The organism is Hydrogenophilus hirschii, assembly GCF_054656675.1.
Map to the genome: position 1 here is coordinate 412,883 of NZ_BAAHXQ010000001.1, position 22,709 is coordinate 435,591.

Sequence of the window (22,709 nt, forward strand, 5' to 3'; positions counted from 1 at the left end):
CTTCGTTAGGTGCGCGCGCGCACCAGAAGCCACAAAAAGAACGGGACACCGAGGAGCGCCGTCACGATGCCCACGGGCAATTGCAACGGTGCCCATAGCGTTCGCGCTGCGGTATCGGCCACCATCAGGAGCGTACCGCCAGCAAAGATGCAGCAGGGAATCAGCCAGCGGTGATCGTTGCCGATCATGATGCGCACGGCGTGCGGCACGATCAGTCCGACGAAACCCACCGATCCGACGAGGGTTACCGCGGTTGCGGTCAGGAGCGACGCCAGCACGTAGAGTCCCCACCGCAACCGCGTAACGGGGACGCCGACTGCCTGCGCGGTCGCTTCCCCGTAGGCAAGCGCGTTGAGGTCGCGCCCCCAAGTGACGAGCAAAAGCGAAACCGCGATGAGCATCACCATCGGCCACGGCGAAAAGGTCGTGCCTGCTGCGTCACCCATCAGCCAAAAGAGCATCGAATGGAGTCGCTGCTCCGGCGCCAACGTAAGCAGCAGCGCGACCACGGCGCTTGCGCCCGACGCGACGATCACGCCGGTGAGGATGAGCCGCGTCGCCGACCAAGGGCCAGCACCGTGTGCGAGCGCGAAGACGAGCGCCATCACGACGATCGCGCCCGCAAACGCTGCAGCGGCAACGCCCAGCCCTGCCGCGCCGAGCACGATCGCCGCAAGTGCTCCCACCGCCGCGCCACTCGAAACGCCGAGCACGTAGGGGTCAGCCAAAGGGTTGCGCAATAACGTCTGCATGAGGAGCCCGGCGAGTGCCAGCAGCGCGCCGGCACTCCACACCGCGGCAGCGCGGGCGCCGCGCAGCCCCCATACGACGGGAAACGCGGGATGGTCGTGATGCCACAATGCTGCCCAGACGGTTGTGACGGGGAGCGGCAGCGCGCCGACGCCAAGCGCCAAGAAAAAACTTGCACCGGTCAAACCCACGAGCAGGAGCAGTAGGGCGACACGGCGTTGCGCGAACGGCATCGGCGCACGAAGGCTTTAGTCGCGGTACCGCAAACCGACGAAGAACGTCCGCCCCGGTTGCCGATAGGTGGCGGCAGTCTCGTAGGTTTGATCGAACAGGTTGCGGATTTCCGCTTCCAATCGCCACGACCGCGTCAGCGCGTAATGCCACCACAGGTCGGTTCGGCCGTAGCCGTCGAGCCGTGTGGTATTGGCGACATTGTCCCAGCGCGCCCGTTGGGCGTTGAGATCGACCCCGGCCTGCCACTGTTTCGCATCATAGACGAGTGATGCAGAGAGGGCTGCTGGAGCGCGACGGGGCAACCGCTTACCTGTGGCTTCGTCGGTGGCGTTGAGCCAATCGGCGTTGATACGGAAATGCCACGCGCCGAATTGACTTGCATACGTCAGCTCCGCCCCCTTGATCCGGGCGCGTGCGACGTTTTCGGGCGGCCAGCCCGCGATGAGGTTTTTGACCCGTGCATCGAAGAGTGTCAACTCCGCAGCGGTGACGCCACGCTGCCAGCGGATCCCCACCTCTTTTTGATAAGCGCTTTCCGGTTGTAGATCGGGGTTACCGCCGCCGAAACCGGTGTCTGGCCAAAAGAGTTGATTGAAGGTCGGCGCTTTGAACGCGCTGCTCACGGCGACTCGGCCCTGCCATTCCGGAGTGAATTGATAGCGATACGCGGCTTGTCCCGTGGTTTTGCCCCCGAACTGACTGTTGTCGTCGTGGCGTGCGGTCAGTTGCCAACCGTGTCGGCCCTGTTCCGCTTGCCAGCCCAAGAGATAGCCGCGAACGATTCGGCTGGACCGGGTGTATTGGGTGGTGGCGTCCACCTCGGTCGCGGTGAGATCGAACGCAGCAAGGAGTACCCCGAGCGGCAACGCCACCTCGTTCTGCCAACTGAATTGACGTTGTGCCGTCGCGAAGCGACTCACGTTGCTGGCGCTCGCAAGCGCTTTCGACGTATCGCGGGTTTCGCCCAAGCGCAGCGTGGAGAGCCATGCTTCCGTGAGCGGCAGGCGGGTAGTGACTTGGTTGCTGGTCAGATCTTTGTGCAGTAACGCATTGAACGTTCCCGCACCCCAGGCGTCGTATTCGTTGCGGCCACGGGTCGCGAAACTGGCGAGCACGATTTCGCCACCGTTGGCGAGCGACCAGGAGAGGTTGGCGCTGGCGAAACGGTTGCGCCAGCCGTCGCGGTCGGGTTGGTGGTAATCACTGGATGGTGTGGTTGCTTCGATCCCCTCGGTTCCTTCGGCACCCAGGTCGAGTGCGTACCGAAACGCGTCGTTGCCGCCTGAAACGCCGACGCTCGTCTGGTATTCTTCGTGACTGCCCAGGCCGACGAACGCGCGGCGGTGGGTGGCTTCGGTCCCTTTGCGGGTAAAGATTTGGATCACGCCGCCGATCGCGTCCGATCCGTACAAAGCACTTGCCGGGCCGCGAACGATCTCGATCCGTTCGATCAGCTCGAGCGGAATCGCTTCGAGTGTTGCAGTCCCCAAGGTCGCCGAACCGATTCGCATTCCGTCGATGAGCACCAGCGTGTGGCGCGCTTCCGCGCCGCGCAAATAGAGCGAAGCCGATGCCCCTGGGCCACCGTTTTGCACGATTCGCACACCAGGGGTCTGGTTCAACAGATCGACGAGGGTGCGCGCACCGCTTTGTTCGATCGCGTCACGGGTGAGTACGGTCACCGCAGAGAGCGACGCGTCGGTGCGGGTCGGTATACGGCTTGCGGTGACGGCGATCGTCGGCAGTACCGGGTCGAACGCCGACGATTGGGCAACGGCAAGTGGGTTTGTCGCGACGAATCCAAGGATCAAAAGCAGATGACGCCCCTTTTTCGGGCGCAAAAGAGCGATTGCCGACATGAACGAACACTCCCAACTCCAGCCATTCCCCCGTGGCTGTGGCGGTGGAACCCGTTCGCGGCCGGTCTCCGGGCTCGGGTCATGTTCCACACCGCCTTCCCGGTCAGGCCACCCGATCCGAGCAGTGCTGCCAGTGGCGTGATGGTGCGGACGAAACCCTTACCGTTGCGGGGGCAGCAGCGGCTTTGCACCGGGGGCACCGGTGCGCACCGCTTTCCCGTTTCACCGCATCGACCAGAGGGGTGGATGCGGCACCGCGAACACGAATGGTATAAAAGAATGAAGTATACGATTCAGCGATTGCTCAGGTCAATATCGACCGCTTTCGCCGCACGCGCACCGCTTGCGAGCGCCGAGACGACATTGGGGAAATCGCGTTCGACGAGATCGCCTGCGGCGTAGAGTCGCAGCAGCGGCGTTCGCCCCCAACGGTCGGTGATGAGGTAGCCCGCCTCGTCGCGGGCAAGCGCCGTTGCGGTGTCGCCCAGCGCCGCGACCAACCATTCGCTGTTAGGCGCGTAGCCGATCAAGACGTGGAGGCGATCGACCATTGCGACTTCCGTTGTGTCGGAAACGGTCTGCCAATTCGCAACGAGTTTCCCCGCTTCCCGACGAACGGCACGGAGGGTGGCGTGCATAACCACCCGTATCCGGTCAGCGAAGCGTTCGACCGCTTCGTGCAGTTGCCGTTGAGCGCGCGGACGGGATCGGCAGAGGATGATCGCGCACCCGCCCAGCTCGGCGACCATCTTGGCGTTTTCAAAGGCGTTGTCGCCGCCACCAACGATCAGGACGGTCTTGCCTTGGCAGAGATCGAGATCGCGGAACGCAAAGGGGCCATAAGCGAGTTCCGATGCGGACAACTGCCCAATCCCAGCAACGGTTGCGAGTGCCTCAGGTCCGCGGTAGCGCAAACCAGTGGCGACGATCACAGCGGCGGCATGTCGCGGTGTGCCGTCGTGAAGAAACAGGCGCCACCCGTTTGGGACCGGAACCAATCGTTGTACGCTGCTCGTGCATGCGATCGGGATCCCTGCCGCTTCGGCGTGCGCGACGAAGCGGGCACTCATCTCGGTGCCGGTCAGCCCGTGTTGCCCCAATACCCACTCGTTGGCCAAAAAATTGAAGCGTAGGATTCCACCCGGCGCTTCAGCCGCTTCGAGTACGAAAGGCGCATAACCCAGCTGCTTGAGCCACAAGGCCGCCGAAAGTCCGGCAGGGCCCGCGCCAACGATTGCGACACTCAGAGGATCTGACATGCCTCGTCGAACGTAAGACGGGGGTTGCGCGGAAATAGCTTACTCGGGTCACCGATGCCCAAGTTGACGAGAAAGAGGGAGCGGATCGTCGTGCCGGCAAAAAAGAGTTCATCGGCGCGCGCTTTGTCGAACCCGGCCATAGGGCCGCAATCGAGCCCTAGAGCGCGCGCGGCGAGGATCAGATAAGCGCCTTGCAGCGCAGCATCACGAAATGCGGTTTCGCGGGCGAGCGCCTCGTTGTTTGCGAACCAGGCGCGGGCGTCGGTATGGGGGAAGAGTTTCGGCAGCTCTTCGTAGAAGGCGAGGTCGTAGCCGATCAATACGGTGACCGGTGCCGCCATGGTTTTCTCGACGTTTCCGGGGTCCAGGGTCTCTTTGAGTTTGGCTTTCGCTTCGGGCGACTTGATGAAGCGAAAGCGGGCTGGGCACCCGTTCGCCGCAGTCGGTCCCCATTTGAGGAGGTCGTAGAGGGCGTGAAGCGTTTCATCGGGAATGGGTTCGGGAAGAAACCCGTTGTGGGAACGGGCTTCGGTAAAGAGTTGCGCTAATGCCGCGTCAGGTAATGTGGGTTTCATCGTGTGGCTCCTTTGGGCGCTTCGGTGCAGGATTGTGAAAAGGCTTGTCAGTTTTTGCCGGCAACCCATCGATCCCACGCTGCGCCATTGCGCAACACCGAACGCGCACGGGCAGCGCCTTCGGCCAGCGATCCGACTTTTCCGGTGTGCCAGAGCGCGATCGCCGCACCATAGACCAGCGCATCCGCGGTCGGGCCTGGCGCGCCTTGGAGCGCGGCGATTCCGGTTTGCGCCGCATAATGGGCGGCGTCGCGTTGCCAATCGGGCGAATCAGTGGGATCAGGCATGGCACGAGGCCATTCGGGGGCGCGGACTGCATGCTGGATTGCGAGCGCACCCGGATCGATCGATTCCGTGGTGTCCCCCTCGGTCGGCATGCGGACGACCACACTGGTCTTGTTCAACGGGGGAAGAAAGCCCCCTTCGACACCTTTCGTGATCGCGGCCGAGGTAAAACCGGCAGCGCGCGCCAGCAGGGCATAGAGGCGGGCATACGGGGAATGGACATATCCCGAGAGGTGATGGGTTTCGCGCTTGCCGAGCAACGGTTTGGCCAAGGTTTCGAGCGTGTTGAGCGCGGTGCGTTTGACGATTTCGTTGCGAAGCGGCACGAGCGCGGCGATTCGCGGTGCGTACTGGTGTTGATCGCAATAACTCCAGCCGCAATGCTCGACGGCTGCCGCGGCTTCCTGCGGTGTCCGCGCGACGGGGATCTCCGCGGCACTCAGAATCTGGGCGTGGGTCACTCCGTATTTGGGGCCCAAACGGGGCAGTCCAATCGCTAGAGTGGGAAGGCCGCAGGCTGCCAAGACCGCGGGGAGAAAGGGAGAAGCGGGCATCGAGCGCGCAAAGCCATCGAATGGGTCGGCCAAAATCGCCAACGATTCGACCGCAACCGTGATCGGGTTCGTTTCACTGATGAGCGCATCAAGTAGCCCGAGAAATTCGTCGTCGGTCTCCCGTTTCATCCGCAGCGCGATCAGGAAAACGCCGATCTGCGCGGGCGTGGCATGTCCCGATAGGATCGCCGCGAATGCTTCGCGGGCTTCGTCACGAGTCAGTGGTTTGGAAAGGTGCGGCCCCGTGGCGATCTTTTCGATGGCTGTGCGAATGGCGTGCTGGGGTGTGTCAGAGGTCACGCATCATTCTCCAATAAAGCCACTTCATGGTGAGCGCGCTACCCGCGACGATACTGACGAGGGACAAAAATGACCCGACGGCAAGCGTCGAAATGCCGGTGATCCCTTGTCCGAACGTGCAGCCCATCGCCAGAATGCCGCCCACACCCATCAAAAACGCTCCGACTAGGTGGTTGAGCAGGTCGCTGCGGTCCGCAAACCACTCGATTCGAAACGAGCGTGTGACCAAAGCGTGGAGGAACGAACCCAGCGTGACGCCGACGAGCACCAGGATTCCAACGTTCAAGCGGTTCCAAGCGCTGGGCGCTTGCAAGTAATAGGCGAGATCGCCCAACGGCGCGATGAAGGTCATCGACTGGGTATTGACTCGGCTCAATTGCTCATCGGCAAAATCGGCAAAGTCACGCCACGCACTGCCCGTCGTTTCGCTACCGGTGAGCCACCACAAGAAGGTGACCACCAGGCCAATCACGATGCCCGCTCGGACAAGCTGACGGCTGGCGCGAAACGCGGCGTCCCGGAAGGCAAAAAGGAGCAAAGCGACCGCAAGGAGGAGGCCAATCGCGTAGTGGGCCAATGGACTATCGCTGCCGGTCACGACACGCGCGAGTTCTTGCGGACCATCGAGGGAAATCGCTGTGGCAGCCAGCCACGGATAGAAAAGGGTGCCGTAGCCACCCAGCCAGTTGAGATAGTAGGCGGTTACCGCAATGATCGCCAAGACGAGCAACGATTTGAGGTTTCCACCGCCCAGTCGGATCACATTTTTGTTTGCGCATCCCCCCGCAAGCGTCATTCCGACGCCGAAGAGCAGGCCGCCCAATACGTGACGCAACCAGATCAGTTCGCTGCTCCGGTAGGGGGGGAAGGTGTCCGAGTCGAGATCGAGCCCTTGTGTGGCTTCCAGCGTCATCGTCCCCAAGATGGCTACTGCGATCGCCACGAACCACGAACGCAAACGCGAAAGATCCCCGATGTTGATCCAGTCGGAGATCGCACCCATCGTGCAGAAGTGGCTGCGCGCCGCAACGAAACCAACGATGCCGCCTGCGCCCAACGCGCTCAGCAAAATGGTGTGGTGGATCGTCCAGTCCAAGGCGTGCCCTCCGGGTGGGTTGCAGAAAAGCGATGCAACTGCGCCAATGGTAATCAAAGTAAAACGAGATTGTCACGATGAATCAATTCGGGCTCATCGATATAACCCAGCAGACTTTCGATCCGCTGGCTGGGTTGTCCTGCGATGCGGCGGGTTTCGTGCGCGGCGTAATTGACGAGCCCGCGCGCCACTTCGCGCCCGTCTGGCGCGCGGCACGAAACCACCGAGCCGCGCGGGAAATCTCCGTCACACCGCGTGACGCCAACCGGCAACAAGCTTCTGCCTGCTTTGAGCGCTGCCACCGCGCCTTCGTCGAGCCAGAGGATTCCAGCGGTTTTGAGGTGGTCGGCGAGCCACTGTTTACGGGCGGCAAGCGGCGTGGCGCGCGCTTTCAACCAGGTGCCGATCGGTTCGCCAGTGGCCAGGCGCACGATGACGTTCGGTTCGCGACCCGAGGCGATCACGGTGTGCGCGCCGCTGCGGCTCGCACGTTCTGCCGCACGGACCTTGGTGATCATGCCCCCTTTACTGATCCCGGTACCGGCGCCACCTGCCATCAACGCCAGCGCCGGATCGTCGGCGTTCGCTTCGGAGACCAACGTGGCTTTGGGATCTTTGCGCGGGTCGGCGGTAAAGAGCCCCGCCTGGTCGGTGAGGATGAAGAGTGCGTCGGCGTCGATCGCGTTCGCAACCAGAGCGCCCAGCGTGTCGTTGTCCCCAAATTTGATTTCGTCGGTGACGATCGTGTCGTTCTCATTGACGATCGGCACGATGCCAAGGGTGAGGAGCGTGGTGAGCGTGCTGCGGGCGTTGAGGTAACGGGTGCGGTCCGCCAGGTCTTCGTGGGTAAGGAGGATTTGCGCGGTGTGGCGGTGGTGCGGGCGAAACGCCTGTTCCCACGCTTCGACGAGCGCCGCTTGGCCGACAGCGGCGGCCGCTTGCAACAGGTTCAACGCCTTGGGCCGTTTGTGCCACCCCAGCCGGCGCATCCCGCACGCGATTGCGCCGGAGGAGACCACGCACACCTCTTTGCCTTGCGCAACGAGGTTGGCGATTTGTCCCGACCACTCCGAGAGTCGCTGTGTGTCCAATCCCGCGCCATCGTTGGTGACCAGGGCGCTCCCGACCTTGACGACCAGGCGGCGGGCTTGCGCGAGCGCAGCGCGTGGGGTCGTCAGACTGCCGGAGACGTCACGCGCGGGATGTACGGTCATCGATCGTATCCCCGTTCATCGATTCGCGCGCCATCGGATCCGAATCCGCGTCGTCTGCTTCGGGGGGTGTCTGGTGTGCTTTCGCGGCGTCCACCGCGTCTTGAATCGCATAGACGAGCGCTTGGCACCCTTCTCCCGTTGCCGCGCTGATCGCAAACCAACGGTCGACGGAGCCGAACCGGTCGAGGAACGCGCGATAGCGCTCGGCACGTTCTGCTTCCGGGATCAGGTCGATCTTGTTGAAGACGAGCCAGCGCGGTTTCCGATAGAGCGTTTCGTCGTAACGGCGCAGCTCTTCGACGATCGCTTGTGCGTCGCGAACCGGATCCGCTTCCGGGTCGATCGGGGCGAGGTCGACCAAGTGCAGTAACAGCGCGGTTCGCTGCAGGTGGCGCAAGAAGCGGTGTCCCAGCCCGGCGCCTTCGCTCGCTCCTTCGATCAATCCCGGAATGTCGGCGACGACGAAGCTGCGATCGACGTCGGTGCGGACCACGCCCAGATTGGGGTAGAGGGTGGTGAAGGGGTAGTCGGCCACTTTCGGACGGGCCGCGGAAATTTGTCGGATCAAGGTCGATTTGCCGGCGTTGGGTAACCCCAGCAGACCGACGTCGGCGATCACCCGCAATTCGAGTTCGAGCCGTTTGTGTTCCCCGGGTTCACCTCGGGTGAATTGGCGCGGAGCACGGTTGGTGCTCGATTTGAAGTGGAGGTTGCCCAAGCCTCCGCGGCCTCCGCGCGCGATCAGCGCACGTTGCCCTGGGCGCGCCAAATCGGCGATGATTTCGCCCGTGTCGGCGTCGCGCACCACGGTGCCCACAGGGACGCGGACGATGAGATCGTCACCGGCCGCACCGTACTGATCACGTCCTCGGCCCGGCTCTCCGTTTTGCGCGCGAAAGATGCGGGTGTAACGGAAATCGATGAGTGTGTTGAGGTTGGGGTCGGCTTCGAAATAGATGCTGCCGCCACGGCCGCCGTCGCCGCCGCTTGGCCCCCCTTTGGGAACGTACTTTTCACGCCGAAAGGCGGCACATCCGTCGCCGCCTTTCCCTGCGATCACTTCGATGCGCGCTTCGTCGAAAAACTTCATGGCTACCTCTTACGCGGGGCGACGAAGCGCACCCGATCCGTACCGATCAGGCGTTGTCTTGCACCGGCCGGATGTTGACGAAACGGCGCTGCTTCGGCCCTTTCACGACGAATTCGACAACCCCGTCGGTCAGCGCAAAGAGGGTGTAGTCTTTGCCGCAGCCGACGTTTTCACCGGGGTGAAACTGCGTTCCCCGCTGACGCACGATGATGTTGCCCGCACGGACGAACTGCCCGCCGTAGCGTTTTACGCCAAGGCGTTTCGACTCGGAATCGCGACCGTTACGGGAACTCCCACCAGCTTTTTTGTGTGCCATTGCTTACTCCTTGCAAGAACCGGAAATCCGATCAACCTTCGATCGCGTCGATGCGGATTTCGGTGTAATTCTGCCGATGCCCTTGCCGTTTCATGTAGTGCTTACGGCGACGCAATTTGAAAATCCGGACCTTGGGGTGGCGTCCGTGCGCGACCACAGTGGCTTTGACAACGGCGCCGTCCACCAACGGGGTTCCGACTTTGACCGTGTCACCGCTACCGACCATCAAAACGTCGGTCAGCGAGAGCTCTGTGCCCACTTCTGCCGGTATCTGTTCTACTTTGATCTTTTCGCCGACGGATACGCGATACTGCTTGCCGCCGGTTTTTATGACCGCATACATGGCGCTGCTCCAGTCTATTCAATCTAAGGAATGAAGAACGCGCAATTCTATTGCTTTGTCGTTGTTTCGTCAATGGTTTGGTCTCGTCCTGGCATCTGGACGCAACAATGCCCGCCATTCGGTCCCCCTTCTGGCCCCAGCTCGATCAGCCAGTCGGCGTGGCGCAAAAAATCGGGGTCGTGTTCGGCAGCGATCAACGTGTGTCCCGCGTCGCGCAACAGAAAGAGTGCGGTGAGCAGTTTTTCGATATCGGCGAAATGCAGCCCCGTGGTGGGTTCGTCCAGAAGGTAGAGCGTCGGTGAGGGGGCGGGTTTGGCGAGTTCGCGCGCCAATTTGAGCCGTTGCGCTTCGCCGCCGGAAAGGGTGGGTGCCGGCTGCCCCAACGGGAGGTAACCGAGCCCCAGCTGGACGAGCGTCGTCAAGACCCGGCGGATCTGAGGATGGTTGTCGAAAAGCTTCAGCGCGTCTTGTGCCGAAAGCGTGAGCGCCTCGCTGATCGTCACCCCCCGGTAGCGAATTTCCAAGGTTTCGCGGTTATAGCGAGCACCGTGGCATGCTGGGCAGGGTTCGATCACCGGTGGAAGGAACTGCATCTCGATTTTTCGCCACCCTTCGCCCTGACACACTTCGCACCGTCCACCCCGGACGTTGTAGGAAAATCGACTTGCGGTATACCCGCGGGCGCGTGCTTCTGGTGTCTGCGCAAAGCATTCGCGCAGCGCGGTCATGATGCCGGTGAATGTCGCGGGGGTGGAACGCGCGTTGTGCCCGATGGGCTGCTGGTCGACGGTGATGATGCGCTGCCAAGGCAGTGGTCCATCGCTCGTCGCGTCGGAACTGGGCGGTGCGGCACAGGTGCCGAACATGAGTCGGCCCCAAGCGGGGTCGCTGGGCTGTTTGGCGAGCGTCGCACGCACGTACGGTTCGAGCGCGTCGAAAAGCAGTGACGATTTTCCCGCGCCGGAAACTCCGCACACAGCGATCAGGGCGCCTACCGGGTAGGCGATGGGGTCGCCTTTGAGATTGTGCACGCGGGCGCCGAGATGCCACACGGCGGGGTGCTCTGGCGCGATCGGTTTGCGGTGCGCGGAGAGATCGATCGGTTTGCGCAGAAAGTGGCCCGTGGGGGTGTTCGCGGCGGTGAGACCGCGATAATCGCCTTGATAGACCACTTCTCCGCCGTGTGCTCCGGCACCCGGACCGATTTCGATCAGGTGGTCGGCAGCGTGCATCGTCGTTGCGTCGTGTTCGACGACGACAACGGTATTGCCCGCGTCGCGTAACTGCTCGAGCGCGGTGAGCACTTTCCGGATGTCCCGCGGATGGAGTCCGCTCGTGGGTTCGTCGAGGACGAAGAGCACGCCCGAAAGCGCGTTACTCAGTTGGGTGGCGAGTCGCACCCGCTGCCGTTCGCCCCCGGAAAGGGTGGGGGTGCGTCGGGCCAAAGTCAGGTAGCCCAACCCCAACGCAACCATCTGTCGGAGGCGCACCTCGATCAACTGAAGGATCGGTTGCGCAACCGGATGGGTGTGGTAGTGCGCTGACCATTCGCGAACGGCAGAATGCAACGCTTCGAGAGGCAGCGCTTCGAGTTCCGGTAAGGTTGCGCCCTCGAATCGGACCGCGCGAGCGGCGGGGTTGAGACGGGTACCAAGACAATCGGGGCACAGGTGGGTGTGGTCCGCTGGTGGGGGGTCGGCTGGTGCCGTTTGGGGTGGCTGGGCGCGCTCGATCATGCCTAGGCCATGACACGTGGGGCAGGCACCGGCGGGGTGATTGAACGACAAATGGTGTGGCTCGAGTTCGGCCGCAGTGAAACCGCACCGCGGACAGGTGGGGTGGGTATCGAAGCGTAGCGTTGCGCTCTGGTCGAGGTCACAAACCAGCGCGGTTCCGGAACCGAGCGTCAAAGCGTGTTCCAGGCTGTCAGTGAGCCGCGCGCTCTGCTCGGGGCGAACTTTCAGACGGTCGATCACCACCGCCGCGTTTTCGGGGATGGGGCCGAAGCACGATTCGAGCTCGACCGTTTGCTGGTCATGCCAGAGACGGGCGTAACCAGCAGCGCGCAATGCCTCAAAGGTGGTGAGGTGGTTGGGAAGCGCGCGTTTCGGAACCAGCAGCGCAATCCGCGCTCCTTCCCAGCGGTTCAGTACGGTATCCCGGATTTCGGCCAGCGAATGACGGGCCAGGGGTTCGTCGGGATGGTGGGGGCAGTGCGGCGTTCCCAGCCGCGCGAACAGCAAACGCAACGCGTCAAGCACCTCGCTCATCGTGCCGACCGTCGAACGGGGGGAAGCGTTGAGGGTCTGTTGCGTCAGGGCGATCGCTGGGCGTAATCCGCTGATCCAGTCGACGTCGGGCCGTGGCAGTTGGTCGAGCCACTGTCTGGCGGAAAGCGAAAGGGCATCGAGGTAACGCCGCTGCCCCTCGGCAAAGAGGGTATCGAACGCCAGGGATGATTTCCCGGAACCGGATACGCCGGTGATCACCGTTATCTGGTTGTCGGGAATCGTGAGGGAGATATTTTTGAGGTTGTGGGTGCGAGCACCGCGAATGGTGATCATGGAACGTGACTTTGCTGGTGGGTCGTGCAGGATTCGAACCTGCGACCAACGGATTAAAAGTCCGCTGCTCTACCAGCTGAGCTAACGACCCACTCTGGTTTGCCCGGCGTTGCACCGTGCGAAGAGCCGCTATGGTACGGATTTTTGTTTCGCGTGTCAACCCATTCCTGAAAGAGAGGCGCTGTGGAACAATAACACGTAACGAAAAGTTGAGGTATTCGCGATGCTCGATCGTGAGGGTTATCGCCCAAACGTGTGCATCGTCTTGGTCAATGCGCGTAATCAGGTTTTTTGGGGAAAACGGATCCGTGAGCATTCGTGGCAGTTTCCACAAGGGGGGATCAAGCAGGGGGAGACCCCTGTGGAAGCGATGTACCGCGAGCTCCATGAAGAGATCGGTCTCAGACCCGAACATGTGGAGATTCTCGGCCATACGCGCGATTGGCTCAAGTACGATGTGCCCCGCCGTTGGATCAAGCGCCAATGGCGAGACAGCTACCGTGGGCAGAAACAGTTGTGGTTTCTCCTGCGCTTCGTCGGACGGGATTTCCAGGTCAGCTTGCGCGCCACGCACCACCCCGAGTTCGACGCGTGGCGCTGGGCTTATTACTGGGTTCCATTGGGTGGGGTGATCGCGTTCAAACGCCCCGTTTACCAGCAGGCGTTGGTCGAGTTGGCCCGTTTCCTGCCCGTACCGCCCCCGCCGCAGCGTTCGGACTATGCCCAACTGTGGCGCAAGCAAGCGGGGGAGCGAGGGGCGCAACAGGAGGCGTTGCTGCCCATCTCTCAAGAGCCGGTTTATTGTTGATCACGTTTCGTCGATGATCTCCCACGTGTGCTCGATCTGCGCGGTCTTGCCGAGCATGATCGACGCGGAGCAATATTTTTCCGCGGAGAGTTCAACGGCACGCTTGACTTTGTTGGGGTCGAGGTTACGCCCCTTCACCAGGTAGTGGAATCGGATTCGGGTAAAGACTTTGGGGTCCTTCTCTGCGCGCTCCGCGGAGAGCGTGACCGTGCAGCCGGTCACCGGTTGCCGTCCTTTTTCCAGAATGGCGACGACGTCGAATGCCGTGCATCCCCCGGCACCAGCAAGCAGCAGCTCCATGGGCCGCGGGGCCAAGTTGCGCCCACCAGCCTCTGGCGCCCCGTCCATCACGACCGTGTGTCCCGAGCCGGTCTCTGCGAGAAACGTCTTTGCCGTTACCCAACGAACCGTACATTCCATGCTTTTCTCCTCTTTGATCCATGTTGCCGATTGTAACCAACGTGCTACCCGTCGCGTCTGCGATCGGGAATAAGCGATAGCTAATGATCAATAAAAATTATTATTGTGCAATGCACAAAAAAAGCTTGCATTCTGGCCCGCGGTTCAGTATAGTAACGCCTGAGCGCAACGGAAACGGTTTTTCCGGTGTGCATGGGTGTCTCCTCCACCTCCTCCTTTGGTGTGGATTGTGCGCCGCCACATTCAAGTGGCGGCGTTTTTTTTGCATAAAACGGGTGTGGGGCGCAATGTCGCGCACGGTGATCCATGCGCGTGGTCGAAAAAACCCGCTTACCCAGTGGGCAAGCGGGTCGAACGGGGGGGAGAAGTCCCTAGGAAGGGTGAAAAAGCTTACCGGTGCTTCGGTTTGCGGTGTTCGCCCCGTTTCGGCATGAACTCCTGGTCGAAAATGCGTTTTTGCGCATCTGTGAGCTGATCGTAGAACGATTCGACGATCTGGCGCTCTTTGCGCGCATCTTCGATCATCTCTTGGAGCATCGTTTCGCGCAGTTTCAAGCGCTCCAGTACCTTATCTGTCTCCTGGAACGCATCTTGTTTCGCACGATGCGCTTCGAACCGTTTTTCGTGCAGCGCTTGCCATTCTTTGCGAAACGCTTGCCAAGCCGGTTTCTGCGCCTCGGTGAGTTGCAGGAGAACCTCCAGGCGGTCGAGTTTTGCCGCTTGCCGTTCCGCCATCCGCTCTTTCCACGCTTCGGGGTCGGCAGGCATGCGAGGCCCCATCTCTTTGGGCGCCATCATGCCGGGACCATGAGGCATTTCGTCCATCGGGGAACGTGCCCAGCTGGTCATTGCGGTGGCGACAAGGCCAGAAACCAGAAGGGATGTCAGAGTCGTACGTGCGATTTGCTTGCGTGCCATTTTGCGTTCTCCTGAAAAAGGTTATGGGGTTCGATCGGTCGGGTCAGTCCCGACGGTTGTCATTAGACCATTGGGCGGCAACAGAACGATTGCGCCGTTACGTCAAAACGTAACAAAACGTAACAGCGGCGATGCGTCGCGGAATTCTTTGTACACTTCGGGAAGTTCACGGACGAAAAGGAGCACGGATGGGGTTGCCCTCGGTCTTGGTCGTGGATGACGACCCGGAGTTGCGAACGCTTCTCGTTGCCGATCTCAATCGGCGCGGTTTCGCAGCGCATGCGGTGCGAGACGGTGCAGCGCTCGACGGGGTGTTGGCGCAAGGGCTGCCCGATATCCTCGTGCTCGACTGGATGTTACCCGAAGAGGACGGTCCGACCATTTTGCGACGGCTCCGTGCCAATCCCGCCACTGCCCACTTGCCGGTTTTGATGCTGACGGCGCGCGCCGACGATTTCGATCGGATTGCCGGCTTGGAGATGGGGGCCGATGACTATTTGACCAAACCGTTTCTTCCGCGGGAACTGGAAGCGCGGTTACGAGCGATTCTGCGCCGTACCCGTGGGCTGGGTGGGGGAGCAGCTGCAACGCCGCACGGGTTGGCGCCAACTGCTTGGCGGATTGGGCCGTGGCGTTTCGATGTGGCGCGTCGCTGTCTGGTTGCCGTAGATGGGACGATCCAGCCGCTCACCGGGAGTGATTTCGCGTTGCTCTCTTTGTTCGTGCACCATCCGGGTGAGGTGCTCCATCGCGACTACCTCATGCGCGCAACCCGGGGGCGTGAATCGGACGTTTTCGATCGTGCGATCGACGTTGCGGTGAGTCGGTTGCGGGCGAAGCTCGGGCACGATCGTGACGGGATGCCCCTTTTGCGCGCCGTTCGCGGACAAGGGTACGTGTTGAGCGCATCCGTAGCGGCGGAGGATTCGTGAGCAACGACTGGCAGCAGGCGTGGCGACGACTGCAGATCCGTTTGGTCGCGACGTTGACCCTCCTCATCGTGGTCTTGGTCGCTACCTCGTGGGGATTTTGGGTGACGATGATCGCCCAAGAACGGCAGGCCCACGTTGCCGAGCAGGTCAAAAACGCATTGACCCAAGCGGCCGAGTTGCTGGCAAACGGTGGATGGCTGTACGAAGGGGCGACGCCGTTCCCGCCCTTGCTCGTCTGGCAAGGGCTGCCCCCGCCGGGAAGCCAGGTGCAGCCGCTTCGCGATCCGTGGCCGGAGACGTTACCGGGAATCGGTGCACCTGTCGCGTGGGTGAGCGCTGAGCAGGAGGGGGTGACCGTACTGCTTCCGGACGGTCGCCCCCTTTCGGCGACGCTCTTGCTGCCCCCGCCGCCGTCCCGAGAAGGGATGGGCTGGGCGCTTTTGGCCTTGCTGGTCGTTGCAGCCGGAAGTGGTGCATTGGCCTATTGGGGTTTGCGTCAGGTCATGCAGCCGCTACTGTCCGCAATTTCGGTGGTGGCGCAGGGAACTGTGGCAGCCAACGACGATGCTGCCGCGCACGGTGGCGTTCCCAGGCACCGCGGGGCAACCGCCGCCACCATCGCCTGGTTGGAAGCACAGATCGAACGCCTGGTACGCGAACGCACCTTGCTGATCTCTGGTATCGCACACGATTTGCGAACACCGCTTGCGCGGTTGCGCTTGCGCGCGGAATTGTTGCCTGAAGACGAGGTTCGGCAGGGAATCGTGCGCGACCTCGACGAGCTGACCTACCTTGCCGATCAAGCGAACGCCTACCTCCATTCGCTCGCACCGCCGCTTGCGGTGGAATGTCACGATCTGGTGCAGTGGCTGAAAACCCGCTATGGTGATTGGCCAGCGGTGACGCTTGTGGTACCACCATCCGCCCCGCTTGCCACTGACTTCGGTTTGTTGGCGCGCCTCATGGACAATCTGGTCGAAAATGGCCTTGCCCATGCGCAGCGGGTGTGGATTTCACTCGCTCCGGAATCCAACGAGTGGGTCGTGCAGGTCGACGATGATGGCCCCGGTATCCCGGAAGCCGAGCGCGAGCGGGTCTTTGCTCCGTTCGTCCGCCTTGACGCAGCGCGTAGCCGGGAAGCGGGGCGGGGTGTCGGGTTGGGGCTGGCGATCGTGCGCAATTTGGCCGAACGGTTAGGTGACGGGTTGGTGTTGTCGGAATCGCCTTATGGCGGTTTGCAGGTGCGTATTCGTTTGCGACAGTTGCGCGTACCGAACGATCCGGCATCGCTATCTCAGAGCGGAGGAAGCAGAGCGTGAGCAACAGAACGTGGCTGTTATGGTCGGTAGGTGCCGGTTTGCTGGGGGGGCTCGTTGCCCTCTTCGTTCGTCACCCTTTTCCCATCGATGAAACCCGCTACCTGGCCGTTGCCTGGGAGATGCACTGGCGTGATGTGTGGCTCATGCCTCTTCTCGAAGGGGAACCGTACGTGCAAAAGCCACCGCTTCTCTTCTGGTTGATCCGTCTGGGGTGGCTCGTTTTCGACGTCAATGCATGGTGGCCACGTTTGCTCATTGTGTTTTTTGCATTGGGGGTGCTGTGGGCGGTGGCGGCGCTGATGCGTCGTTTGACGGTGCGCTCGTCCGAAAAGCTTGAGCAGGGTGTGCCCAAAGTGCCTGCCGTGCCCTGGGGGGAACCGTTGCGTACCGCTCCTGCGCCGTGGTTGGCTGCTGCGGCACTGAGTGGTTTCATCGCGTGGCCGGCGTGGAGCAGTGCGCTCTATTTCGACGTGCCGCTGACCTTTTTTGTCGTGCTGGGCGCGTTGATGTTGCTGCGGCTGGCGGAAACGGGGCGTGGAGGGGGTTGGCTGGCGCTCGCGGCCGGATTAGGCGCACTGATGAAAGGGCCGCTCGTTGCCGTTCCCTTCGTCGGCCTCGTTCTGGGGCTGCCTTGGTGGGCCAGTCATTTGCCCTGGCGCGACCGGTGGCGCACCGTGGCGCGCGCCGTAGGGTGGGGTATGGTGGGCGCATTGTTGCCCCTGGCGTGGCTTGCGGCGGTCTACTGGCGCAATGGGGCAGAGACGTTTTGGGCGGTATTGGAAGCGCAAGGGATCGGACGGCTGGGCGCGGGTGCGGACCACGCAGCGCCGTGGTGGTGGTATCTGCCGGTGATCATCGCGATGGTCTGGCCTTTGGGATGGCGTGGCGTTCTTTGGAAGGGTGCCACGAGGGCATCGCGTCAGTGGGGGCTGCGGTTCGTGGTGGCGGCGGTGGCGCCCGGTGTGGTGCTGCTTAGTTTGATCGCGGGTAAGCGCGCGCAATATGTGCTGCCCTTTTTGCCGTTTCTTGCGGTAGCGTTCGCCTTTGCTGCGCATGCGGTCCAGCATGAAACGAACGAACGGGAAAAACGCGACGCTGCCTTCGCGGCTATTCGCCATTTCGTTTTGGTCTTGCCACTTGCCGCTGCCGCGCTCGTTTTGATGGTTGCTCCCTGGGTGCCCCGCTGGGAAGAGACGGTTGCGTGGCTGACCCCGCGTTGGGTCGTGGTCGGCGCGGGTCTGGGCGGGATCGCGCTGAGTTACTTCTGGTGGTTGCGACGCAGCGAAACGAAAGCAAACGTTTCTGCTGCCGTAATCGCCGCGCTGATGGTGGCGTGGTGCGTGGTGGTTTGGCTGAGCGCCACCGCATCCTGGGCCAGTCAAGGGGCGTTCGATCCTCAGCCGATTGCTACCCGGATCACAGCGCTGCGCGACGCGGGGCGTCCGGTGGTCTTCGTCGATGGAAGGCACCATGGCGCGTGGCATTTCGCTGCGCGGCTCGAGGAGCCGTTGCCACGCATTGGTACCGAGGAGGTGTCCGATTGGTTCGCTGCGCACCCCGATGGGGTGGCGCTTGTCGTGGTGGATCATAAACGGCTGCGCCACGGCGAATGCTTGCCATGGCGCAGCGATTGGGTCTGTTATCGAATGGCCCACCAGGCACCTAAGCCAGCTGCCAGCAGCAGCGGGAAAAGTCCCCAGCCGTAAGCGGCTGTGATCGCCTCATCGGGGGTGGCCAGTTTTTTGCCGGTGATCATCGCCTTGGGAAGCGATTCGCGATGCGCAATACTCCCGACCGCAACGCCTGCCAGATGGATCGCGATCACGGCAAGGAAAAGGTTGGCCACCGCTTCATGGAGTTGTTCGAAAAACTCCCTACCGATTTCGTTGAAGGTGAACCAACCTGTGAGCGGTGTGACGATTGCGAACGCCAGTAACGCGAGCACCGCATAACCGCCAGCCGGGTTGTGGCTGGTGTAGTGTGGGACATTCCCAGTGGTCCAACCGGTGCTGAGCGTCTTCAGGTACGCGATCGCTTCGCTGGGCGGGCGGACGAACGCGCTAAACCGGGCAGGCGGGGAACCGATGAACCCCCAGACGATTCGGAAGAGGGCAATTCCCAACGCGGTGCCGCCAATAGCCGCGTGCCACAGACGGAAGGTTTCGCTCTCACCCGTTATCCAAGCCAATGCGACCGAGCCGGCCAACAGCCAGTGGCCTACGCGAACAGGCAGATCCCAAATCGGTACGGTCAATCGTTCTCGCGCCATTTTTCAACTCCTGGTAGTTTGATCGTTTCGTCGTCAAAAATTCCTCGATCCGCTTGTTGGTGACAAGCGCCGCATTTGGCTGGCGAGCGCACGTCGCTGCGCGACCAGATGGCGCGCGGGATTTTTCGGTGCTCTTTTTGAAAATAGCGTGTCTGGGTGAGTCTGGGCGGGTTACCGGGGGGCGAGCCTACTTTGCGCTCCGGTCCGGCCCAACGGACGAGGTACGCAGTGATGGCCTGCGCGGTATCGGCAGGAATTTCGGCGTTGTCGCCGTAGTGACGATCGAGCTGGGCCATTACCGCTTTCCATGCGTCAGCCGACAAGAGTTGTGGCGGGAACGGGATATGACAGCTGCTGCACTCCTGCTGGTATTGCGTTGGCGCTTGGGCGATCCAATTGCCCCGAATATCTGCTCTCGCTGCCGTGGTCGTCACGGTGGCTGCAAGGGCGAGGGGGATCGCAAAAAAACGAGTAGTACGGCTCATGGTTTATGCTCCCAAAAGAAACGCGAGAAAATCGGCCTTTTCTGCCGCGGTGCATTCACGGCCAACAACCTCTTTGCAGTTGCGGCGAAACCATTTGACTACCTTGCGCGGGTTCGTGAACCGTTCCGGGTTGGCGCGCGGGGCAAGCGGCGCGATCGGTTTGCCCGTGATGACGTGCTTGCCGGCTTGTGCGGGATTTTCGGTATGGCAAGAACTGCACGATGGCATGCGGTCGTTCTGAGCAAATCGTTTGCGAAAGAAAGCCGCGCCCCTCCCGGGATCCGGACGGAATTGCGGGTCTTGGCGTGTTGCCTCGGTTGCGAACGCGGTGAGAAAATCGCTCGGCGTCTGTGGCTCTTGGGCATGAGCTCCGAAGCCGTTCGACAGAAGTGCGATCGTGACGACAACCTGTTTGAGTTTCATATGCTTCTCCCAGAAGACAGGTGCTCGAATTGTGGGGGGACAAACTGAATGCGGGCTGAACGCGTCGTTCAGGCATTGTTCACTCGTTGCGCGTACCTTCTCGACACGTGCGTAGAAAGAAAGGGGTAAACCATGCGCAGTCGTTATCTTTTGGGCGCAATCGCTGGGGCCGCGCTCACGGTTGGTGTGATCCAGGTAAACAGCGACGGGTTGGGAATCACGCTTGCGCATGCATCCAAAAAGGCCGAACGGGCACAAATGCTCGATGCGATCCAGCGCGGTGAGTTGGTGCCGTTCGAAACGATCCTGACCAAGGTGCGGGAAGCGCTCGACGGACATCTCGTCGAGGTGGAGCTTGAAGACAAAGATTGGTCCCCGTCTGGCTGGGTCTATGAGGTGAAATGGCTGACTACCGACGGGCAGCTCATCGAGCGCTACTACGACGCACAAAGTGGCGCATTGCTCCGTGAAAAAGGAAAAACCTGTCAGGAAGGAGTGGATGCGCGGTGTACGGAGTGAATGAGCTGGGTGGCGAAGATGCGCGTTTTGGTGATCGAGGACGAAGCGGGGCTACGGGCCAGACTGGTCCAAGAGTTACAAAGGGTAGGCTTTGCCGCCGACGGTGCTGCGACCGCAAACGAGGCGGATCTTTGGGTGCGGGAAGGGATACACGACCTGATCGTGCTCGACTTGGGCTTACCCGGCCGCGATGGACTCACGCTTCTCAAGGGGTGGCGCGCTGCGGGGGTGACGCTGCCAGTGCTGATTCTGACCGCGCGTGATGCCTGGTACGAAAAAGTGGATGGGATCGAAGCTGGTGCCGATGATTACCTTACCAAACCGTATCATCCCGCTGAACTGGTGGCGCGGGTGCGCGCCTTGTTGCGGCGCGCCACCGGCGAGGCCAGAGGGGTGATTCGGTGTGGCGATCTGGCGATCGATCTCATCGCCGGCCAAGTGACCCGAAACGGAACACCGATCGGCTTGACTGCGAAAGAGTGGTCGCTCCTTGAAGGGTTGGTGACTCGTGCTGGGCGTATCGTCAGCAAGGATTTTCTCCGGGAACGGCTTTACAGCGACGGCGAGGATCCCGAATCGAACACCGTCGAGGTCTTTGTCGCGCGGTTGCGACGAAAATTACCCGAACTGCCAATCGTCACCGAACGGGGAATGGGTTACCGGGTCACCTTGCCCAAGGGTGATCCGGAAAAGGGAGTGTGACCAACGTGACCATGTTGCGGTCGTTGCGCTGGCAGTGGTTTGTGGTGGCGATGGTCGTCACTGGGGTGACGATCGCCATGCTGGCCGAGTGGCTCCAGTATGAATTCCATGACCATTTGGAGGAACAGCAAGTCGCCGAATTGACCTTCCAGCTCGATGCCGTTACAGCCAATTTGCCCGAATTGGCGAAAAGCGCCCCGCTTGACCTTCCGGAACGGGTTGCCGAACGACTTGCCGACCCACGCTGGCGTCGCCCCTATTCGGGATGGTATTGGCAAGTCGAGCGGCTGGATCGAACGGACGCCGTGTGGTCGTCGCGGTCGCTGTGGGATTTCCGTCTGGCGTTTCCTGAGCGGGCTGACTGGGGGAAAGGGTCCCCGGTACTGTTGCGGGATCTCGCTGGCCCAGATGGACAAAGGCTTTTGGCACTGGTTCGTGTGGTTCGCTGGGAGGAGGAAGCGGGCCAGTTGTGGCGGGTGACCGTTGCTCGGGATCAGGCGCAGCTTCAAGCGATCGACGAGGAGTTTCGACAAGAGTTGTGGACGATTCTGGCTGGTGTCGTGGTGGTCTTGCTTGCCGGTGGCTTGGTGCAATGGGGGTTAGGGGTGCGACCATTGCGGCGGCTCGAACGCGCGCTCACTGCAGTAGAACGGGGCGAAGCGCACTTCGTTGCGGGGTCGTACCCCACGGAGCTCGCGTCCGTGGTCGCGACGTTCAACGCGTTGCTTCGAACCTTACGCGAGCAGAGTGAGACCGGGCGTCGCCAGACTGGGCAGTTGGCGCACGCGTTGAAGACGCCGTTGGCGGCGATCTTGCAGATTGCTCGGCAAGAGGCAAAACAGCCGTGGGCAGACGAAATCGTGGCGCAGGCAGAGTTGGCGCACGCCCACGTCCGCCATTATCTCGCGCTTGCCCGGGCGGAAGCGAGCCGCGGCGCATTGGGCAAGCGGTGCGATCTGGCCGAAGTACTCGAACGGATCGTAGCGGCGATGACGACGATTTTTGCGGAAAAAGCGCTGCAGTGGTCTTGCGATTGGCCTGCCCATTGCCAGGTAGTGGGCGATGCGCGTGACGTGACAGAGCTACTGGGAAATCTCTTGGAGAACGCGGCACGGCACGCCCGAGCCCGAGTCGGGGTTCGCGTCGTTCCAGAGGTCGTGCAGGGGCATTCGGGCTGGCGGATTGAGATCGAAGACGACGGCCCAGGCTTCGAGGGTGCGCACGAATCGTCAGGGTCGATGGGAGCCTGCGCGTCGGTGGAAGCAGCGAACGCGTCTGACGCGTCGTTGTTGCCGCAAGCCGGTCTGGGTTTGCACGTTGCGCAAACCATCGTCCGCGCCTTGGGAGGGTCGATCGCGTGGCTCGGCAGTGAGCGCTATGGGGGCGCACGGGTTTCGCTCTTCCTTCCCAGTCGATTCGTTGCCGAAAGCCATTGACAGCACAGCACCTTTTCCGTTATGATCTCGCTCTTTCTA

At 61.8% G+C, this 22,709-nt stretch carries 23 protein-coding genes, 1 tRNA gene and 1 riboswitch; of the genes, 7 read left to right on the forward strand and 17 right to left on the reverse strand.

What is annotated here, in order from left to right; translation table 11 throughout:
- Window positions 1–5: 5 nt before the first annotated feature.
- From ACYQ4Z_RS02085 to ACYQ4Z_RS02140, 12 genes are all read right to left on the reverse strand, one after another.
- Complete coding sequence (locus tag ACYQ4Z_RS02085; protein WP_459859906.1) at window positions 6–983, reverse strand: FecCD family ABC transporter permease; 978 nt, start codon at window positions 981–983, stop codon at window positions 6–8.
- Between the two features lie 15 nt (window positions 984–998).
- Window positions 999–2,843, reverse strand: coding sequence for a TonB-dependent receptor domain-containing protein (locus tag ACYQ4Z_RS02090; protein WP_459859908.1), 1,845 nt, complete (start codon window positions 2,841–2,843; stop codon window positions 999–1,001).
- Window positions 2,844–2,885: 42 nt separating this feature from the next.
- Window positions 2,886–3,117: riboswitch (cobalamin riboswitch) on the reverse strand.
- 19 nt (window positions 3,118–3,136) lie between these two features.
- Complete coding sequence (locus ACYQ4Z_RS02095) at window positions 3,137–4,102, reverse strand: NAD(P)/FAD-dependent oxidoreductase (protein WP_219973083.1); 966 nt, start codon at window positions 4,100–4,102, stop codon at window positions 3,137–3,139.
- Entirely contained in the window at window positions 4,087–4,677 is a 591-nt protein-coding gene (locus ACYQ4Z_RS02100; protein WP_285615202.1) for a malonic semialdehyde reductase, read from the reverse strand. The genes ACYQ4Z_RS02095 and ACYQ4Z_RS02100 overlap by 16 nt, the downstream gene beginning before the upstream one ends.
- A 47-nt stretch (window positions 4,678–4,724) precedes the next feature.
- Window positions 4,725–5,816, reverse strand: coding sequence for an anthranilate phosphoribosyltransferase (locus tag ACYQ4Z_RS02105; RefSeq protein WP_219973086.1), 1,092 nt, complete (start codon window positions 5,814–5,816; stop codon window positions 4,725–4,727).
- Window positions 5,806–6,912, reverse strand: coding sequence for a YeeE/YedE family protein (locus tag ACYQ4Z_RS02110; RefSeq protein ID WP_459859910.1), 1,107 nt, complete (start codon window positions 6,910–6,912; stop codon window positions 5,806–5,808). The genes ACYQ4Z_RS02105 and ACYQ4Z_RS02110 overlap by 11 nt, the downstream gene beginning before the upstream one ends.
- Before the next feature lie 53 nt (window positions 6,913–6,965).
- Window positions 6,966–8,126: a glutamate 5-kinase gene (proB, locus tag ACYQ4Z_RS02115; RefSeq protein WP_459859912.1), complete on the reverse strand. Its 1,161-nt coding sequence runs from the start codon at window positions 8,124–8,126 to the stop codon at window positions 6,966–6,968.
- On the reverse strand, window positions 8,104–9,216 hold the full coding sequence (gene obgE, locus ACYQ4Z_RS02120; RefSeq protein ID WP_119334674.1) for a GTPase ObgE: 1,113 nt from the start codon (window positions 9,214–9,216) through the stop codon (window positions 8,104–8,106). The genes proB and obgE overlap by 23 nt, the downstream gene beginning before the upstream one ends.
- Window positions 9,217–9,262: 46 nt before the next feature.
- The gene (gene rpmA / locus ACYQ4Z_RS02125) at window positions 9,263–9,532 is read right to left on the reverse strand and encodes a 50S ribosomal protein L27 (RefSeq protein ID WP_119334675.1); all 270 of its coding nucleotides are present in this window, start codon (window positions 9,530–9,532) and stop codon (window positions 9,263–9,265) included.
- Between the two features lie 31 nt (window positions 9,533–9,563).
- Window positions 9,564–9,875, reverse strand: coding sequence for a 50S ribosomal protein L21 (rplU, locus tag ACYQ4Z_RS02130; protein ID WP_119334676.1), 312 nt, complete (start codon window positions 9,873–9,875; stop codon window positions 9,564–9,566).
- Between the two features lie 47 nt (window positions 9,876–9,922).
- Window positions 9,923–12,439, reverse strand: coding sequence for an excinuclease ABC subunit UvrA (locus tag ACYQ4Z_RS02135; protein WP_219973089.1), 2,517 nt, complete (start codon window positions 12,437–12,439; stop codon window positions 9,923–9,925).
- Window positions 12,440–12,454: 15 nt separating this feature from the next.
- A tRNA-Lys gene (locus ACYQ4Z_RS02140) sits at window positions 12,455–12,530 on the reverse strand.
- 132 nt (window positions 12,531–12,662) lie between these two features.
- On the opposite strand from ACYQ4Z_RS02140, the gene ACYQ4Z_RS02145 reads away from it, so the two are divergent.
- Window positions 12,663–13,247, forward strand: a complete 585-nt coding sequence (locus ACYQ4Z_RS02145; RefSeq protein WP_217125658.1) for an RNA pyrophosphohydrolase — start codon at window positions 12,663–12,665, stop codon at window positions 13,245–13,247.
- On the opposite strand, the gene ACYQ4Z_RS02150 is transcribed toward ACYQ4Z_RS02145, so the two are convergent.
- Window positions 13,248–13,667, reverse strand: a complete 420-nt coding sequence (locus ACYQ4Z_RS02150) for an OsmC family protein (protein WP_119334679.1) — start codon at window positions 13,665–13,667, stop codon at window positions 13,248–13,250. It abuts the gene before it with no gap.
- Between the two features lie 390 nt (window positions 13,668–14,057).
- Entirely contained in the window at window positions 14,058–14,585 is a 528-nt protein-coding gene (locus ACYQ4Z_RS02155; protein ID WP_119334680.1) for a Spy/CpxP family protein refolding chaperone, read from the reverse strand.
- Window positions 14,586–14,773: 188 nt separating this feature from the next.
- Here ACYQ4Z_RS02155 and ACYQ4Z_RS02160 point away from each other — a divergent pair, with 188 nt between their 5' ends.
- From ACYQ4Z_RS02160 to ACYQ4Z_RS02170, 3 genes are read left to right on the forward strand one after another with little or no spacing between them, the layout of a single operon-like run.
- On the forward strand, window positions 14,774–15,517 hold the full coding sequence (locus ACYQ4Z_RS02160; protein ID WP_119334681.1) for a response regulator: 744 nt from the start codon (window positions 14,774–14,776) through the stop codon (window positions 15,515–15,517).
- Window positions 15,514–16,836, forward strand: coding sequence for an ATP-binding protein (locus ACYQ4Z_RS02165; RefSeq protein ID WP_119334682.1), 1,323 nt, complete (start codon window positions 15,514–15,516; stop codon window positions 16,834–16,836). Before ACYQ4Z_RS02160 ends, ACYQ4Z_RS02165 begins: the two co-directional genes overlap by 4 nt.
- Window positions 16,833–18,542, forward strand: coding sequence for an ArnT family glycosyltransferase (locus ACYQ4Z_RS02170; protein WP_459859916.1), 1,710 nt, complete (start codon window positions 16,833–16,835; stop codon window positions 18,540–18,542). The genes ACYQ4Z_RS02165 and ACYQ4Z_RS02170 overlap by 4 nt, the downstream gene beginning before the upstream one ends.
- On the opposite strand, the gene ACYQ4Z_RS02175 is transcribed toward ACYQ4Z_RS02170, so the two are convergent.
- From ACYQ4Z_RS02175 to ACYQ4Z_RS02185, 3 genes are read right to left on the reverse strand one after another with little or no spacing between them, the layout of a single operon-like run.
- Window positions 18,476–19,105, reverse strand: a complete 630-nt coding sequence (locus ACYQ4Z_RS02175; protein ID WP_459859918.1) for a cytochrome b/b6 domain-containing protein — start codon at window positions 19,103–19,105, stop codon at window positions 18,476–18,478. The two genes, ACYQ4Z_RS02170 and ACYQ4Z_RS02175, sit on opposite strands and share 67 nt — an antisense overlap.
- A complete protein-coding gene (locus tag ACYQ4Z_RS02180) occupies window positions 19,087–19,590 on the reverse strand; it encodes a diheme cytochrome c (protein ID WP_459859920.1) in 504 nt (167 codons plus the stop codon). The genes ACYQ4Z_RS02175 and ACYQ4Z_RS02180 overlap by 19 nt, the downstream gene beginning before the upstream one ends.
- Window positions 19,591–19,593: 3 nt before the next feature.
- Window positions 19,594–20,013 carry a DUF1924 domain-containing protein gene (locus ACYQ4Z_RS02185; RefSeq protein ID WP_459859921.1) on the reverse strand — a complete coding sequence of 140 codons (420 nt, stop codon included), beginning with the start codon at window positions 20,011–20,013 and terminating at the stop codon, window positions 19,594–19,596.
- 132 nt (window positions 20,014–20,145) lie between these two features.
- Between ACYQ4Z_RS02185 and ACYQ4Z_RS02190 the strand changes: the two genes are divergently transcribed.
- Genes ACYQ4Z_RS02190 through ACYQ4Z_RS02200 form a run of 3 tightly spaced genes read left to right on the forward strand, consistent with a single transcriptional unit; the run spans window position 20,146 to window position 22,670 of the window.
- A complete protein-coding gene (locus tag ACYQ4Z_RS02190) occupies window positions 20,146–20,532 on the forward strand; it encodes a PepSY domain-containing protein (protein ID WP_459859922.1) in 387 nt (128 codons plus the stop codon).
- An 18-nt stretch (window positions 20,533–20,550) separates the two neighbouring features.
- Window positions 20,551–21,234, forward strand: a complete 684-nt coding sequence (locus tag ACYQ4Z_RS02195; RefSeq protein WP_487247285.1) for a response regulator — start codon at window positions 20,551–20,553, stop codon at window positions 21,232–21,234.
- Window positions 21,231–22,670 (forward strand): sensor histidine kinase, encoded by a 1,440-nt coding sequence (locus ACYQ4Z_RS02200; protein ID WP_459859923.1) that lies wholly within the window; start codon window positions 21,231–21,233, stop codon window positions 22,668–22,670. Before ACYQ4Z_RS02195 ends, ACYQ4Z_RS02200 begins: the two co-directional genes overlap by 4 nt.
- Window positions 22,671–22,709: the final 39 nt, after the last annotated feature.

Coding starts and splice junctions, on each gene's coding strand:
- proB (WP_459859912.1), bottom strand. CDS start 8,126: ATGACCGTACATCCCGCGCGTGACGTCTCCGGCAGTCTGACGACCCCA.
- ACYQ4Z_RS02180 (WP_459859920.1), bottom strand. CDS start 19,590: ATGAGCCGTACTACTCGTTTTTTTGCGATCCCCCTCGCCCTTGCAGCC.
- rpmA (WP_119334675.1), bottom strand. CDS start 9,532: ATGGCACACAAAAAAGCTGGTGGGAGTTCCCGTAACGGTCGCGATTCC.
- ACYQ4Z_RS02095 (WP_219973083.1), bottom strand. CDS start 4,102: ATGTCAGATCCTCTGAGTGTCGCAATCGTTGGCGCGGGCCCTGCCGGA.
- ACYQ4Z_RS02085 (WP_459859906.1), bottom strand. CDS start 983: ATGCCGTTCGCGCAACGCCGTGTCGCCCTACTGCTCCTGCTCGTGGGT.
- ACYQ4Z_RS02135 (WP_219973089.1), bottom strand. CDS start 12,439: ATGATCACCATTCGCGGTGCTCGCACCCACAACCTCAAAAATATCTCC.
- ACYQ4Z_RS02195 (WP_487247285.1), top strand. CDS start 20,551: ATGCGCGTTTTGGTGATCGAGGACGAAGCGGGGCTACGGGCCAGACTG.
- ACYQ4Z_RS02190 (WP_459859922.1), top strand. CDS start 20,146: ATGCGCAGTCGTTATCTTTTGGGCGCAATCGCTGGGGCCGCGCTCACG.
- rplU (WP_119334676.1), bottom strand. CDS start 9,875: ATGTATGCGGTCATAAAAACCGGCGGCAAGCAGTATCGCGTATCCGTC.
- ACYQ4Z_RS02090 (WP_459859908.1), bottom strand. CDS start 2,843: ATGTCGGCAATCGCTCTTTTGCGCCCGAAAAAGGGGCGTCATCTGCTT.
- ACYQ4Z_RS02145 (WP_217125658.1), top strand. CDS start 12,663: ATGCTCGATCGTGAGGGTTATCGCCCAAACGTGTGCATCGTCTTGGTC.
- ACYQ4Z_RS02155 (WP_119334680.1), bottom strand. CDS start 14,585: ATGGCACGCAAGCAAATCGCACGTACGACTCTGACATCCCTTCTGGTT.
- ACYQ4Z_RS02100 (WP_285615202.1), bottom strand. CDS start 4,677: ATGAAACCCACATTACCTGACGCGGCATTAGCGCAACTCTTTACCGAA.
- obgE (WP_119334674.1), bottom strand. CDS start 9,216: ATGAAGTTTTTCGACGAAGCGCGCATCGAAGTGATCGCAGGGAAAGGC.
- ACYQ4Z_RS02160 (WP_119334681.1), top strand. CDS start 14,774: ATGGGGTTGCCCTCGGTCTTGGTCGTGGATGACGACCCGGAGTTGCGA.
- ACYQ4Z_RS02150 (WP_119334679.1), bottom strand. CDS start 13,667: ATGGAATGTACGGTTCGTTGGGTAACGGCAAAGACGTTTCTCGCAGAG.
- ACYQ4Z_RS02175 (WP_459859918.1), bottom strand. CDS start 19,105: ATGGCGCGAGAACGATTGACCGTACCGATTTGGGATCTGCCTGTTCGC.
- ACYQ4Z_RS02185 (WP_459859921.1), bottom strand. CDS start 20,013: ATGAAACTCAAACAGGTTGTCGTCACGATCGCACTTCTGTCGAACGGC.